The following is a 13,808-nucleotide window of genomic DNA, read 5'->3' on the forward strand; positions in this document are numbered from 1 at the left end:
GTTATGTTTTTTAATTAAAAATTCTTAATGCTTTGATGCGCCTTCTGCACCCACCCCTGTCATAGAGCGGATAAATTGTGGCAGGAATGCGGCACGCTCAGAATCCGCTTGAGCACTCTTATCGGTGATAGAGAAAATCCACGTCATCAGAAACGCTAAAGTCATTGAGAAAATCGCTGGGTTTTTATAAGGGAATAATTCGCTGCCCTTGGCATTGCCTAGTGTATCTACCCAAACGGCTGGCCCGAGGATAATCAACACCACCGCGCAGATCAGCCCTGAGTAGCCACCAATCACGGCACCGCGAGTGGTTAAGCCTTTCCAGAACATCGATAAAAACAGCACTGGAAAGTTGGCCGATGCAGCAATAGAGAAGGCCAAGCCCACCATAAACGCGATGTTTTGCTTCTCGAACATAATGCCTAGCAAGATGGCGACTACGCCTAAGGCCACGGTTGCGTATTTAGAAACGCGGATTTCTGTGGCTTCGTCCACACGGCCTTTACGCCAAACGCTGGCATACAGATCGTGTGAAACGGCCGATGCACCGGATAAAGTTAGCCCAGATACCACCGCCAGAATGGTGGCAAAGGCAACTGCTGAGATAAAACCAAGGAATAGATCGCCACCGATGGCATGTGAAAGATGGATCGCCGCCATATTAGAGCCGCCCAGCAATTTGCCTGCCGCATCTTTATACGATGGATCGGTTGCAACCAGCATGATCGCGCCAAAGCCGATAATGAAGGTCAGGATGTAGAAGTAGCCAATAAAACCCGTGGCCACAAACACCGATTTACGTGCCGCTTGAGCGTCTTTTACGGTAAAGAAGCGCATTAGAATATGCGGTAAGCCTGCCGTACCAAACATCAGCGCTAGACCAAGCGAAATAGCGTCGATTGGATTAGAGACCAGCCCACCCGGTTCCATAATGTTTTTGGCGGCTTTCACTGCGGCTTTGGCGGCATCTGATGCTTTTTCGACCAGCGTAGCGGCATCAGGCGAGTGATTGGCTACGGCTTGTGCGGCGACATCTGATGCGGCGCTGGCTTTAATGGCTAAGAGCTGAGCGCCTGCTTGTTTAACATGTACAGCTTGGGCAAACATGCCTTCAACACTGAAGTTCACATGTTTAAGCACCATAAAGGCCATAAAGCTGGCACCCGATAAGAGCAGGACTGCTTTAATAATTTGCACCCATGTGGTGGCCAACATGCCACCGAAAATCACGTAAATCACCATCAAAATACCGACCATAATGACGGCCGTGTTGTAATTCATGCCAAATAGCAGTTGGATCAGCTTACCTGCACCCACCATTTGTGCGATTAGATATAACGCCACCACAACCAGCGTGCCGGTTGCTGCAAAGGTACGCACTGGGCCTTGTTGCAGGCGGTAAGAGGCCACATCGGCAAAAGTGTATTTACCAAGGTTACGCAGACGCTCTGCCACCAAGAAGGTAATCACTGGCCAGCCTACCAAGAAGCCTAGCGAGTAAATCAGGCCGTCGTAGCCGGTATCAAATACTAGCGCGGAAATCCCAAGAAAGGACGCAGCCGACATATAGTCGCCCGCAATGGCTAAGCCATTCTGAAAGCCGGTAATGCCGCCGCCAGCAGAGTAAAAATCTTTGGCTGAGCGGGTTTTACGTGCCGCCCAGTAAGTTACCCCAAGGGTAAAGGCGACGAACAGAAAAAACATAATGATGGCGTGCCAGTTCAACGCTTGTTTGGCGACTGGGCCATCGATGGTGCCCGCTGCCCATGTCGACAAGCTGGCAAGCGCCATCAGCGCGCCGCAGCCTAGCTGCTTGTGCAATTTATGCATCATTGCTTTGCTTCCTCGATAATTTCACGGGTCAACTGGTCGAACTCAGTGGCACGGCGTACATAAATGCCGGTGAGCACGAAGGCCGATAAAATCACCAAGATGCCAATGGGAATGCCAATGGTGGTGACGCTGCCTGCTGAAAGGGGGATCCCCAATGTTTTGGGCGAAAATGCAATAACCAGAATAAAGCCGTAGTAAATCACTAGCATCACTGATGATAAAAGCCAGGAGAGGCTGGATTTTTTTTGGACCAATTCTGCAAACTTTGGATTTTGCTGAATTCGGTCGATGATAAGGTCATTCATTTAGATATCCTCCTAAAACAAGGTGAGATCCCCTAGAGTGGCCAATAGGGGATAGGCAACACTTACTCTATTCGAGAGGGGGGTAGAGATGCTAATTGCAATTTTTGATGCACAAAATCAGCAAAGCTGATGTTGCATTGCGATTTGATGAATATTGCTAGTCTTTCAAATACACATTCTCTGGGCAGGTCCCTGAGAATAAGCTGACAGGGCAATGGTTTTTGAGCATACTTTCTCTATGGAAATCTATCAGATACGCACTTTGGTGGCCGTTGCTCAGCAGGGGCACCTCACCCAAGCCGCAGAGCTGCTGCATTTATCGCAGCCAGCCGTTACTGCGCAAATTAAAGCCTTGGAAGAGGAGTTTGGCCTGCCGTTATTTGAGCGATTCCCTGGCGGTGTGCAGCTCACAGAGGCTGGAAAATTATTATTGCCCGATGCAGAAAATATTTTGGCTTTAGCTAGAGCGATGCAAAACCGCGCGAAAGGGCTGGCTGGTGAGCCCAGAGGCAAGGTAAAAATCGGCACCATTGGCGTGCCCGCAAGGCTGCGTTTGGGCTCTTGGCTGGCGCGTTTACGCGAGAAATATCCGTTGATTTCGGCACAAACCACACATGGTATTTCGGTGAGTGTGTTGAATGATGTGCGGAAAAAAATTCTCGATGGTGGTTTTTATTTGGGGCGCAATCCCTATCAAAACGTAACCACTTTACAGCTCACTGATATTGGCTTTTGTGTCGCCTTGCCGCCAGCCTTAGCGGGTGAATTGGCGAATGCAGATTGGAAAGCACTCGGTAAAACGGCGTGGCTTGGTTTGTCGCAATTTACTAGTCTTGCCGAAATCACTTCAGAGCTGTGGCGTAGCCAAAATATTGCGCCAACAATTGTTGGCGAATTTGATGAAGAAGCTACTTTGGTAGAGTTAGTAAAAGCAGGGGTGGGGGTGGCTATTCTGGCGGAGCGAACGGCAAAGCGCTTTGCTGCGGATGGCTCAATTGCATTGTGGCGGGGCGGGGAGATTGCAGTACGAGTACCGCTACAGTTTATTTATTCGGCAGATAGAGAGCATGATCCTTTGATTGGTATGCTGCGTAGCTCGCTGAAAACAGAGTGGGATTTGGGCTGAAAGGCTTGCCTACGAAAATCACGAAAAGACGTGAAAATTGCTTGAAGGGGCTTCGTGCAGTGGTATTTTAAATATCAATGGTCCGTGGCCGCATGGCAGATTGTGTCGTGGTTTGTGTTTTTAAGTCCGACAGGCTGCTAGGGTCTGTTGACGTTTCATTCGCCATTGCGCTGAGCCGGGAAAAGGCCAAGCACAAGGCATGTGGCGAAGGCAATAACTGGTTATTGTCGAGGAGCATAACGCAGTGAATGACCATTTTCCGGCTCAGCCCTTCGAGTTTAGCCCCAAAACTGGGCCAAACGCAGCCGTGAATGAAACGTCAACAGACCCTAGGGTCTGTTGACGTTTCATTCGCCATTGCGCTGAGTCGGAAAACGGCCAGGCACAAGGCATGTGACGAAGGCAATAACGGGTTATTGTCGAGGAGCATAACGCAGTGAATGGCCATTCTCCGGCTCAGCCCTTCGGGTTTAGCCCATTTTTGGGGCTGCACGGCGTTAAAAATCGCTCATGGTACTCGTACCATGTCGCCATTTTCTCCTTGTTCAGCCCCAAAACTGGGCTAAACGCAGCCGCGAATGAAACGTCAACAGACCCTAGTTAGCCGCCAAATAAAAAAGCCAGACGATGTCTGGCTTCAATAAAGCATAATGATCTGGTAGAACAGATGCTTCTTATTTCTTGCTACTGCTTTACTAGAAATACAAAAACCCCACTGGGAGCAGGGTTCTAGTATGGAGGCACCGTACAGCAACTGAATTACTTCAGCTTGGTTTCCTTGTAGATCACGTGTTTACGAACCACGGGATCGTACTTCTTGATTTCTAGCTTAGTAGGCATAGTGCGCTTGTTCTTGGTCGTTGTGTAAAAGTGACCAGTACCTGCGCTGGATTCCAGCTTGATTTTTTCACGCATGATTTCTTACCTCAGCCTCAAACTTCGCCACGAGCGCGGAGATCCGCGAGGACGACTTCGATGCCTAGTTTATCGATAGTACGGAGTGCAGCGTTAGATACACGCAGACGAACAAAGCGGTTTTCGCTTTCTACCCAGAAACGACGGCTGTGTAGATTAGGAAGAAAACGACGCTTAGTTTTGTTATTGGCGTGGGAAACATTGTTCCCTGTCACTGGGCGCTTGCCGGTGACTTCACATACTCGTGCCATGGCGGGTAATTCCCTGACTTCTGAGAAAAACCGGATTTATAGCATAGATCCACTACCTGTTTCAAGAGCTATGTCACTTTGGACTAAGTTGAGTAGAAAACTATATTGCTATTTTTCAAGGGTTTTTGCTGCTAAGACCAGTCTTTCTGCGGCTTTGGCGGGGCTGATGTTGTTATTTTTCCAGTAGGAAAAAATGATATCAAAAAATACACTTCTTGTGGCATCGTATTGGGCCATATTATGGGACCAAGATGGCACTAAGATGTTTTTTGAGCTAGCTAGGTTAAAATTTTGAGCCGATTCTTTGGCGCAAGCATCAAATTTTTCTAAGCTTACATCGTTGCGTGCAGGGAAATTACCTTTGTGCAGGTTAAAATTAATTTGCGTTGCTTTGCTCATCATGGTGCTGGCAAAAGCTTGCTGGGCTTTTTGCTGTGAGGGTGATTGAAGTTGAAATAAGGTCATTGTGTCGGCTGCAAAGCTATAGGCTTGATTTTGGCTGGGTGCGGGAACGCAAAGGTAATCCACTCCAGCAACTTGTCCCGCAACAGTAAACTCACTTTTTGCCCAATCGCCCATAAACTGCATGGCAGCTTGGCCATGGATGAGCTTTGCCGTGGCGCTACTCCATTCTGCGGCGCTATGTGGGCTGGTATAGGCTTTTAGTCGTTTGAGCATGCTCAGGGCCTGTAGCATCGTTGGGCTGCTTAAAGCAGCCGCATCTAGCTCTATAAAGGCCTTACGATAGAAGTCGGCCCCACCTATGCCCAAGGCTAGCGATTCAAACAGCGTGGCAACTTGCCAGCCTTGCTGCCCAACGGAGAGTGGGGTTATGCCAGCTTTTTGTAGTAGCTTGGCGGTGGCAATGAATTCATCCCAAGTTTTGGGAACTTTTGCACCGCTTTTATCCAATAAATGCTTATTGATCCAGAGCGTATTTACCCGTGAAATTCCAAGCGGCACAGCAACATACTGGCCTTTGTATTGCACCATTTCATTAAGAATAGGGGGGAGTAATTTGTTCCAGCTTTGCTCGGTGGCCAGCTGGCTAATATTAGCCAGCTTATCGCCCCAAGCTTGAATTTTGATTCCACCAATGGTCGCGGCTAATGGCGGATTGCCTGCGTTTATCCGCTGTTGTAAGACCGACATGGCGTTTTCACCTGCGCCACCCATCACTGCAAAATCTTGCCACTGTAAGTTTTGGCTCTCTAGTTGTTGTTTGGCCGCCTGAACTGCGCTTGCCTCGCCAGGGGATGTCCACCAATGCAGTATCTCTACGTTTTTAGCGTGGAGAGGGCTGCTAAAAAAAACAGCGAGCAGCAGGCCGCTACGATACTTTGGATTGGAAAACTTGCGCAGCGGCTTATTCACTTGCAGGAGCCAGTACAGTGCGATTGCCATTGGTTTCCATGCCACTCACTAGTCCAGAGGCTTCCATCTGCTCAATCAGCCTTGCTGCCCGGTTATAGCCTATGCGCAATTGCCGCTGTACCGATGAGATGGATGCTCGGCGGCTTTTTAGCACAAAGGCCACGGCTTCATCGTACAGCGGGTCGCTTTCGTTATTGCTTTCACTGTTGCCACCACCCGCTGCGGCTTCTGCCTCAAAGCCTCCATTTAAGATGCCATCGATATAGTTAGGCTCGCCCTGCTGCTTCAGGTTTTCCACCACTTGGTGCACTTCGTTGTCATCCACAAACGCACCATGCACGCGCAGTGGGTAGCCGCTGCCAGGCGGTAAGAACAGCATATCGCCTTGCCCTAGCAATGCTTCTGCGCCCATCTGGTCAAGAATAGTGCGGCTATCAATTTTGCTGGAGACTTGAAACGCCAGCCGAGTTGGGATATTGGCTTTAATTAGGCCGGTAATTACATCCACGGAAGGGCGCTGGGTTGCCAGAATTAAGTGGATACCGGCCGCACGGGCTTTTTGTGCCAGCCGCGCAATCAGCTCTTCAATCTTCTTGCCTGCCACCATAATCAGGTCGGCAAATTCATCTACCACCACCACAATAAAGGGCAGGTGCTCTAAGCGCTCAGGATCTTCCGGCGTAAGCGTGAATGGATTAGTGAGTGGTTTACCGGCTTTTTCGGCTTCACGTATTTTCTGGTTGTAGCCCGCAAGATTACGCACGCCAAAGGTGCTCATTAGGCGGTAGCGTTTTTCCATTTCTGCCACGCACCAGTTCAACGCGTTGGCGGCCAGCTTCATATCGGTAACTACCGGCGCTAATAGATGAGGAATCCCTTCATAAACCGATAATTCCAGCATTTTTGGGTCGATCATAATAAAGCGCACTTCGTTGGCGGTGGCTTTGTAAACCAGACTTAAAATCATGGCATTTACACCCACGGATTTACCCGATCCGGTGGTCCCAGCTACCAGCATATGTGGCGCTTTGCCAAGATCAGTCACAATTGGCTTGCCTGTGATGTCTTTACCTAATGCAATGGTCAACTTGCTACCCATAGCGTGATACGGCTCGGAGGAGAGAATCTCTGATAAACGAATGATTTGGCGGCTTGGATTAGGCAGCTCTAGGCCCATACACGTTTTATCTGGGATGGTTTCCACCACCCGAATCGAGACCAAGCCTAAGGCTCGGGATAAATCTTTCATCAGGTTCACAATTTGTGAGCCTTTTACCCCAACCGCAGGCTCGATTTCGTAACGGGTAATTACGGGGCCTGGATAGGCGGCAATGACTTTGACTTCAACATTAAAGTCGGCGAGTTTTTTCTCGATCAATCTGGAGGTGAATTCCAGTGTGTCCTTGCTAATGGTTTCTTTAGCAGGCGGCGCTGGGGTCAATAGCTTGATTGATGGCAGGGCTTGATTGCCGGTAATCAGCGGTAGGTCTTCAGCATTAAATAGCGGCACTTGCGTGGCTTTTTGCTGCTCTTCTTGGGCTTTTTTGCTAAGGGGCTTGGGCACTGCGGGGGCTTCGCTATGTGTGGCTTCAATCCGCACGGGTGCTTTTTCTTCAAAGCGTTTTTTCTCTGAAGTCACTTTCTCACTACGGATTACCGTGGCTTCTCGGCCAATTTTTCTATCTTGATAGGCTTGGATGGCATCCTGTGTTTTAAGGAAAGCTAGCTCAATTGCCGTGCCTAGGTTCTCCATTAAGTGTAGCCAAGAAAGCCCTGTGAATAGCGACACGCCGATGCATAGTGTCGCCACTAAAAATAATGTTGAGCCAGAAAAACCAAAGCTTAAATATAGCCAGCCCCCTAAGGACACGCCGAGAATGCCGCCAGGGGCTTGGGGGAGTGCAGCCGTGAGGCTATGCAGCCGCAAGGCTTCAAAGCTAGAGCTGGATAAAATAATTAATAAAAAACCAATGCAGGCAAACAATACGGTAGGGCGAGCACCATCGCTTACATGATCGATGCGGCGATAGCCCCATAAAATGGCTGAGAAACAAAAGCCTACCCACCACCACGCCGAAAAGCCAAATAAATAAAGCAATACATCGGCAATCCACGCACCTACGGCTCCGCCACGGTTATGAATTTCTGGCCGAGTGGCGCTGTGCGACCAGCCAGGATCAAAGGGGCTATAGGTACTCAGAACAAGCACCAGATAAATGACCAGAACAACCAGAATAAACCACCATGATTCGCGTAATAAAATGGCGATTTGCGGCGGTAAGGCGGCGCGGCTAGAGACATTCGCGACGTTTTTTTTACGAAATATGGCCATTTGGACTGATGCTACTCAATAGATATGGGACTAATTATAGCGGCAACATCCTACAAACAGCAGTGGGCTACTGCATTTGGGTAATAAACCATAATATAAGGGGGATGGGCGTGCTGCATTTTGTGCAGTCTTTTAAAGCGTTACCCTGATGAAATTACGGAGGGTACTGCATGCCGTGCTCATAAAGGGCCTGTAAATTTTTTTGTGTAAATGCCTTTGGAATGACTGGTGGCCGTTCAGCCGGTCACCAAATTTGATAACGAAATGATTCAGCGCCATCCGCTAGTTTTGAATTGGCATCGTTTATTTCTTTGAAGCCTGTTCGATCGCAAGGTGAATTATGCCACCCAGCGTTGCATTTAACTGTTTGAATTCACGAGCGATTTCTACAAGCCCCTCCCTCCCCCTAGTAGTAAGATTAAATCTTTAGTTCTCAGAGTGAAAATTCTAGTTGTATCGCACGCAAATCGTGAAGAATTAATGCACTCAAAATGGTGACTGTCAGATCATGTCTGAACTTCTACAACATTACGATTAGTACGCGTCCCATTACGTACTTTTATTTGACTTACTTATAGTTAAATATCTTCGATGTGATGAAAAATTTTTGATTTATATTATTAGTATTTTCAATACGCTTTTTTAAAAGAATTAGTTATGCCTACAAATTTATGTATGACGCCCCTAGTCAATTTATATGAATGAATTACAAGCTCGCTATCTTAGGTGAATACTACTCTCATGCCATCCGTACAATGTAATCTGCTTATTCGCGAATTATTTCAATACCTCGAGCTTCCTGTCGATCACGATGCCATATTTGGAGATTTCGTTGGCCTGCTGGTCGATGGCCGCTACAGTATTTTTTTTGAAAGCATTGCACCGGATACCTTGCTACTGGAAGTCAATCTTGGCAGCTACCCTGAGGAAGATCTCGCTTTCAGCCATCTTTGCCTGAAACACAATCAGATCAGTTCTGACCACTATCAGCCCATCATCTCGCTCACTGAGGATCAGCAGCTTGTCTGCTGGCTCAAGCTCTCACTACCAGTGCCCGATTTATCTGCCTTATTGAGCGCATTTGACGCATTACTGGTACTTGTCGAAACGCTAATAACAGCATCTACACACAGCTACTTTCCTGAAGAAAAAAACAAGCTGTGGCTGACTTCAGCCTATTGATCAGGCATCTCACCTCATTGCAAAGGAAATACGGTTATGCCCCTGTCACTTAATTTTAGTCCTAGAAAACTTTTTTGCTGCATTAGCGATTCGAGTGTCGCTTCGTCTAATGCCAACGAACCGCCTTCAGCGTCTTATCGGGGGCGCTCATTTCAGCTATTTCAATCGAAGGCAGTAATTCGCCCTCAAAAGGAAACAGTTAACAAATGTTTTGATCCTAGTGCAAGGGAATGGATGCCCATTGAGAACCCAAAAGTGAAAAAAGCAATGGATAATGAGCTGGGAAAAGTGGCGACGCAACTGAATAGGGCCTCGGTTAAGGATCCTGAATATATAAAGCAAACAGTCGAAGCGAGTCTTGCCGCCGTTTATAGTCGCGCCAAAGATCAATGTTGTCAGCGTCTGGTAGATCTTGGACACACCATTATTCCTCTAAGTTATCAGCGTGAAATTGGCGAGGCAGCACAGAATGTGGGATTGCCCTGTATTGAAAAGAACGGCATATTTACTCCCAATGGGGCCGGCGCCAACCCTTTATTAAATAACATTTTAGGTTCTGCGCGCACAAAGTTTCCCTCGAATTTTAAAGCAGAATCTGAAAGAGAATCTAATACCACCTATGTGCATAGTAAGCTGCTGGAGGTCGTAGAGCCATATGCCCAAAAGAGCAAGAGAGTCTCCTTAATTGGGTTCGCTCAAAAGCTGGAGGAAATAGCAAATAAACATGAGAAACCACCGGTGGCAAGAATATTCCGAGAAACGCATCTCTGATTTCAGGGGGGCAAGATCACGTTTGCTGGCGTAGGTCGATGTAGGAAAAAACGACGTCACGACAGCTGAACTACCCTAGCAGCCTGTCGGACTTAAGACTGATCTACTACGGAAAAGCTGGATTTGGCCATATTTCACGTATTTTCTCGTTGAATAGCCAGCTATTCGGCTCAAAAACCCACGAAATCTGTCTCAAACCGGTTTTTCCCTCGCTACGATCGCTTAAGTCTGACTAACTGCTAGTTAGTTGGACCGTATAAAAGTTATTGGCATACTTTGCACCAGCCCTTTTTCTACCAATTGCTGGCGATACTTTGCCATTTGATACTGCCAACCCGGATCTGAATGCAGTAGCTGCTTTTCATCCGCGTCATCATAGAAACGTCCATGCCGCCAAACTTAGCACGCTACTTATAGAAGGATGCGGCATGCGTGCCGTACTCGCGGCAAAGATTGAGGACGGCTGAGCTAGATTCGGCCTGCTTTAAAATCGCCATAATCTGGCTATCAGAAAACCTGCTGCTTTCATGTAGATGCTCCTCAAACACTGCGAGAAAACTCTACTTAAAAATGAGCTGGTTTTGTGGGGGAGGGGGATTATCAACCGCTTGCTTGGGCAATAAAGGGGAGGTAAAACAACATGATATTGCAGGGTATATCAGCATCCTGTTTCCTGTTTTTATGTGAAGGGTACGGAGGACGCTACTCTAAAAAGCGTTGTTGCCATGCTAGATAAAGCGCATAAGTGTGCCGCGAATATTCGTCCTTATCTTTAAATTGGCTGGCATGGAGTGGATCAAAAATATGATAATGGGCTACTTTATTTGGGGCGCAAATGATCTGCCATATTTTTTGCAGTAGTGTGGTATTTGGACCCCATTCAAAAGCCTCTTGCGCTTCGTAATGTAAAAAAACAGGTAAGATTGGCACGCCTGTTTCTAATGAAACGGTAAATGCGCCATAAAGAAATTTATCCCATAAACGCCGGCCTTTGCAGCCGCCTTCTGGATAAAGCGCAATTGAATAGCCTGCTTGTACTGCACTGATCATATTTTGCAAGGCCGCTTGCCGAGCGTCTTTTTGCTCACGGCGCACAAATAAAGTCCCCGCCGCCTCAGCAATTCTCCCAACAAACCACCAGTCACGCACTTCGGCTTTGGCCAGATTTCTAACGGGGAAAAAAGCCGGAATGCCAACGTCTTCAAAGACTGAAGGGTGATTGGCGATCAGAATATACTGCCGAGGAAGTGGTGCTTGATGGTGTTGGTGTAATCGCAGCTCGACCCCCAGCGCCCTTACAAAACAACGACACCAGCTCTGAAATAGTTTGGGGTAAAAACCGAGCCAAGCTATAGGCAGGCGGGCTAAGGCCATCATCAAAAGTGTAAAACATAGCAGATCAAGCCCAGCAATGAGAAGACGAAGCCATTTTGCAAGCCAAAGCATGGGAGTTCTCCACTGAGCGATGGTGGTGCTGGGATAAAATGCAAAAATATGGCATAAGTATGTTTATATATAGATCAAAGCTGCTTGCGTACGGCGCTTACAAAAAACGAGCTCAGGGTAAAAAACCTGCCAGTTTGTTTTCTAGCACCCTTGGATTTTCACCATTGGCGATGGCGACTAAGCCTTCAAGTAGCATTTCACGACGTTTTATTTCGGTTTGAATATGTTGTTTTAGCTTGTGAGCAATGGGCAAAAACAACAGGTTGGCCATGGCAACGCCATAAATGGTGGCGACAAAGGCAACGGCAATGCCTGCGCCTAGCTTGGATGGATCGGTTAGGTTTTCCATTACATGAATCAGCCCCATCACCGCGCCAATAATGCCGATAGTAGGGGAGTAGCCACCGGCCGCTTCCCAAATTTTAGCGGCAGAGCGTGCACGATCTTCAAATGAATCGATATCAAGTTCCATTGCGCGGCGAATCACTTCTGGTTCGGCTCCGTCTACAACCATTTGCAGAGCGCGTTTTACAAAAATATCTTTTTCGCTTTGCACATATGCTTCTAAAGCAAGCAAACCTCCACGACGAGCTTGCTGGCTCCAGTTTAATAACACACCCAGTTGTTTTTTAAAATCGTGTTGAGGGGGGATAAACACCCACTTCACCATTTTTACGCCAGCAATAAAGTGATCTTGCCGAGTTTGCAACATGACGGCCCCAAGGGTGCCACCTGTCACAATTAAAAATGCCGTGGCTTGCATCAAGGATGCAACGTGGCCACCTTCTAAAATTTGGCCAAGAATCACAGCGGTTAAACCAAGTAAAACTCCAAAAATACTAATTTTATCCATATGTTTTTATCAACTCGTCCAATCGCCTAATCTGGCCCTTAAGCGGGCAATGGCTTGGCTGTGTAGCTGGCAAACTCGAGACTCGGTTACGCCTAGTACGGCACCAATTTCTTTAAGGTTTAGTTCTTCATCGTAGTACAGAGCCATAACCAGTTTTTCACGTTCGGGTAGCTCGTCGATGCCCCTGATTAAATTTCGCTGAAAATTTGCATCCGCAAGTTGCTGCAGCGGGTTAATTGCATGGTCGGCAGAGTATTGAACGTTGTGGTGGTTTTCATCTTCGTCTTCAATATCTTCGAGGTGCACCAGTTGGTGGCCTCGCGCTTCGCTGAGCATGTTTTGATAGGCTTCTAAATCGAGCTGTAGGTGTTGGGCGACTTCGCTTTCTAGTGGTGCTCTGCCTAGTTTGTGCCCTAGGGCTAACATCGCGGCTTCAATTTCGCGCATATGCTTACGGGCGTGGCGGGGCATCCAATCGGAGCTTCTTAATTCATCAAGCATGGCGCCACGAATGCGTTGTGAGGCAAAAGTTTCAAACAGTACGCCCGCATTTGGATCAAAGTTTTTTGCCGCTTCCATCAAGCCCATCATACCCACTTGAATCAAATCATCGACTTCTACACTCGCAGGCAAACGGCTCACCATATGATAGGCGATCCGTTTGACCAAGGGCGCATGCCGAGAGACATAATCCTCGTCTTGGCTTGCCTGAGTCTGACGATAAAGGGAGAGTGCGCGTGGCGCTGCCATTTGTTTCTACTATGAGGAGGCTTAAATCAGTTTAGCCGACCGTCTAAGAAGTTGGGAGCGAAATCAGTTTGCGTTCTAATTGTTTAAGGGTATTAGCGAGCGCTTGATCTAATCCTGCAGCTATATCGTTAGCACTCATTCCAGATAAGGGCTCACTTGCCGTAAGAATAGTGTCGAGTATAACAGGGGATTTCGCTGAGCTTAAGCGTATGTGCAGTTTTGCAACGGCGAGAGGCTGGGCTTGTAAATCGGTATGTAGCGTGAGTAATTCACCCTTGAGTTGGTAATCTGCGGTTTGCTTTGAATATAAGGGCAGCACTTCGCGAAATAAGCCACTGCTTTTTAACCAAGTTTGCGTATGAGTGGTGATAAGCCCTGTGGGGGAGGAGAGCCATTCACGGTAAGGATCTTTGACAAAGCGTTGGGTGCTTTCGCGGTAAAAAAAATTACGCTCGCCAAACGGGGCTTGGGCGCTAAAGGCATTTATTTGTAGTGTGCCTTTAAATTGCACCGCATGGCTAGGCCCGCTGCGCTCAATCACGGGTAAGTACGTTTCTTTGCTAGGGGTCGTGGTGCCGCAGGCGGCGATCAAAGCACTACAAAGTAAAATAATTAGGCGTTTCATAGGTATGCGGCCATTTTAGAGTTATTTTTTTATGGTAAGAGGTCG

General features: G+C 47.7%; 13 protein-coding genes and 1 pseudogene. 3 read left to right on the plus strand and 11 right to left on the minus strand.

Translation table 11 applies throughout. The features are described from left to right. Positions 1-24: 24 nt before the first annotated feature. Positions 25-1,833 (minus strand): cation acetate symporter, encoded by a 1,809-nt coding sequence (locus C1H71_RS11510; protein WP_374704436.1) that lies wholly within the window; start codon positions 1,831-1,833, stop codon positions 25-27. Next, entirely contained in the window at positions 1,830-2,138 is a 309-nt protein-coding gene (locus tag C1H71_RS11515) for a DUF485 domain-containing protein (protein ID WP_130106672.1), read from the minus strand. The genes C1H71_RS11510 and C1H71_RS11515 overlap by 4 nt, the downstream gene beginning before the upstream one ends. A 238-nt stretch (positions 2,139-2,376) precedes the next feature. Between C1H71_RS11515 and C1H71_RS11520 the strand changes: the two genes are divergently transcribed. Then, a complete protein-coding gene (locus C1H71_RS11520; RefSeq protein WP_130106673.1) occupies positions 2,377-3,264 on the plus strand; it encodes a LysR family transcriptional regulator in 888 nt (295 codons plus the stop codon). Positions 3,265-4,023: 759 nt separating this feature from the next. Here C1H71_RS11520 and rpmG read toward each other — a convergent pair. From rpmG to C1H71_RS11540, 4 genes are all read right to left on the minus strand, one after another. Further along, a complete protein-coding gene (gene rpmG, locus C1H71_RS11525; RefSeq protein ID WP_046350383.1) occupies positions 4,024-4,179 on the minus strand; it encodes a 50S ribosomal protein L33 in 156 nt (51 codons plus the stop codon). A gap of 17 nt (positions 4,180-4,196) precedes the next feature. Next, a complete protein-coding gene (rpmB, locus tag C1H71_RS11530; RefSeq protein ID WP_082752868.1) occupies positions 4,197-4,430 on the minus strand; it encodes a 50S ribosomal protein L28 in 234 nt (77 codons plus the stop codon). A 108-nt stretch (positions 4,431-4,538) separates the two neighbouring features. After that, positions 4,539-5,834, minus strand: coding sequence for an ABC transporter substrate-binding protein (locus tag C1H71_RS11535; RefSeq protein ID WP_130106674.1), 1,296 nt, complete (start codon positions 5,832-5,834; stop codon positions 4,539-4,541). Further along, positions 5,797-8,136 carry a DNA translocase FtsK gene (locus C1H71_RS11540; protein ID WP_130106675.1) on the minus strand — a complete coding sequence of 780 codons (2,340 nt, stop codon included), beginning with the start codon at positions 8,134-8,136 and terminating at the stop codon, positions 5,797-5,799. The genes C1H71_RS11535 and C1H71_RS11540 overlap by 38 nt, the downstream gene beginning before the upstream one ends. Positions 8,137-8,877: 741 nt before the next feature. Here C1H71_RS11540 and C1H71_RS11545 point away from each other — a divergent pair. Both C1H71_RS11545 and C1H71_RS11550 read left to right on the plus strand, forming a co-directional pair. Further along, positions 8,878-9,318, plus strand: coding sequence for a CesT family type III secretion system chaperone (locus C1H71_RS11545; protein ID WP_130106676.1), 441 nt, complete (start codon positions 8,878-8,880; stop codon positions 9,316-9,318). 36 nt (positions 9,319-9,354) lie between these two features. After that, the gene (locus C1H71_RS11550; protein WP_130106677.1) at positions 9,355-10,089 is read left to right on the plus strand and encodes a hypothetical protein; all 735 of its coding nucleotides are present in this window, start codon (positions 9,355-9,357) and stop codon (positions 10,087-10,089) included. A 410-nt stretch (positions 10,090-10,499) separates the two neighbouring features. Here C1H71_RS11550 and C1H71_RS21960 read toward each other — a convergent pair. The 5 genes and pseudogenes from C1H71_RS21960 to C1H71_RS11575 all read right to left on the minus strand — a co-directional run. Continuing rightward, positions 10,500-10,637 (minus strand): annotated as a pseudogene (locus C1H71_RS21960) (transposase); the annotation flags it as partial. 154 nt (positions 10,638-10,791) lie between these two features. Continuing rightward, positions 10,792-11,535, minus strand: coding sequence for a lysophospholipid acyltransferase family protein (locus tag C1H71_RS11560; RefSeq protein ID WP_130106679.1), 744 nt, complete (start codon positions 11,533-11,535; stop codon positions 10,792-10,794). A 112-nt stretch (positions 11,536-11,647) separates the two neighbouring features. Then, positions 11,648-12,388, minus strand: a complete 741-nt coding sequence (locus C1H71_RS11565; protein WP_130106680.1) for a flagellar motor protein — start codon at positions 12,386-12,388, stop codon at positions 11,648-11,650. 9 nt (positions 12,389-12,397) lie between these two features. Then, on the minus strand, positions 12,398-13,138 hold the full coding sequence (locus C1H71_RS11570) for an RNA polymerase sigma factor FliA (RefSeq protein WP_130106681.1): 741 nt from the start codon (positions 13,136-13,138) through the stop codon (positions 12,398-12,400). Positions 13,139-13,181: 43 nt separating this feature from the next. After that, positions 13,182-13,763, minus strand: coding sequence for an ABC-type transport auxiliary lipoprotein family protein (locus C1H71_RS11575; protein ID WP_130106682.1), 582 nt, complete (start codon positions 13,761-13,763; stop codon positions 13,182-13,184). Between the last annotated feature and the right edge of the window lie 45 nt (positions 13,764-13,808).

The sequence above is a fragment of the Iodobacter fluviatilis genome, from assembly GCF_004194535.1.
GTDB lineage: Bacteria > Pseudomonadota > Gammaproteobacteria > Burkholderiales > Chitinibacteraceae > Iodobacter > Iodobacter fluviatilis_A.

What these genes read in the sequence shown, in the direction of transcription:
- C1H71_RS11510 (WP_374704436.1), bottom strand. Translation starts at nt 1,833, where the DNA reads ATGATGCATAAATTGCACAAGCAGCTAGGCTGCGGCGCGCTGATGGCG.
- C1H71_RS11515 (WP_130106672.1), bottom strand. Translation starts at nt 2,138, where the DNA reads ATGAATGACCTTATCATCGACCGAATTCAGCAAAATCCAAAGTTTGCA.
- C1H71_RS11520 (WP_130106673.1), top strand. Translation starts at nt 2,377, where the DNA reads ATGGAAATCTATCAGATACGCACTTTGGTGGCCGTTGCTCAGCAGGGG.
- rpmG (WP_046350383.1), bottom strand. Translation starts at nt 4,179, where the DNA reads ATGCGTGAAAAAATCAAGCTGGAATCCAGCGCAGGTACTGGTCACTTT.
- rpmB (WP_082752868.1), bottom strand. Translation starts at nt 4,430, where the DNA reads ATGGCACGAGTATGTGAAGTCACCGGCAAGCGCCCAGTGACAGGGAAC.
- C1H71_RS11535 (WP_130106674.1), bottom strand. Translation starts at nt 5,834, where the DNA reads ATGGCAATCGCACTGTACTGGCTCCTGCAAGTGAATAAGCCGCTGCGC.
- C1H71_RS11540 (WP_130106675.1), bottom strand. Translation starts at nt 8,136, where the DNA reads ATGGCCATATTTCGTAAAAAAAACGTCGCGAATGTCTCTAGCCGCGCC.
- C1H71_RS11545 (WP_130106676.1), top strand. Translation starts at nt 8,878, where the DNA reads ATGCCATCCGTACAATGTAATCTGCTTATTCGCGAATTATTTCAATAC.
- C1H71_RS11550 (WP_130106677.1), top strand. Translation starts at nt 9,355, where the DNA reads ATGCCCCTGTCACTTAATTTTAGTCCTAGAAAACTTTTTTGCTGCATT.
- C1H71_RS11560 (WP_130106679.1), bottom strand. Translation starts at nt 11,535, where the DNA reads ATGCTTTGGCTTGCAAAATGGCTTCGTCTTCTCATTGCTGGGCTTGAT.
- C1H71_RS11565 (WP_130106680.1), bottom strand. Translation starts at nt 12,388, where the DNA reads ATGGATAAAATTAGTATTTTTGGAGTTTTACTTGGTTTAACCGCTGTG.
- C1H71_RS11570 (WP_130106681.1), bottom strand. Translation starts at nt 13,138, where the DNA reads ATGGCAGCGCCACGCGCACTCTCCCTTTATCGTCAGACTCAGGCAAGC.
- C1H71_RS11575 (WP_130106682.1), bottom strand. Translation starts at nt 13,763, where the DNA reads ATGAAACGCCTAATTATTTTACTTTGTAGTGCTTTGATCGCCGCCTGC.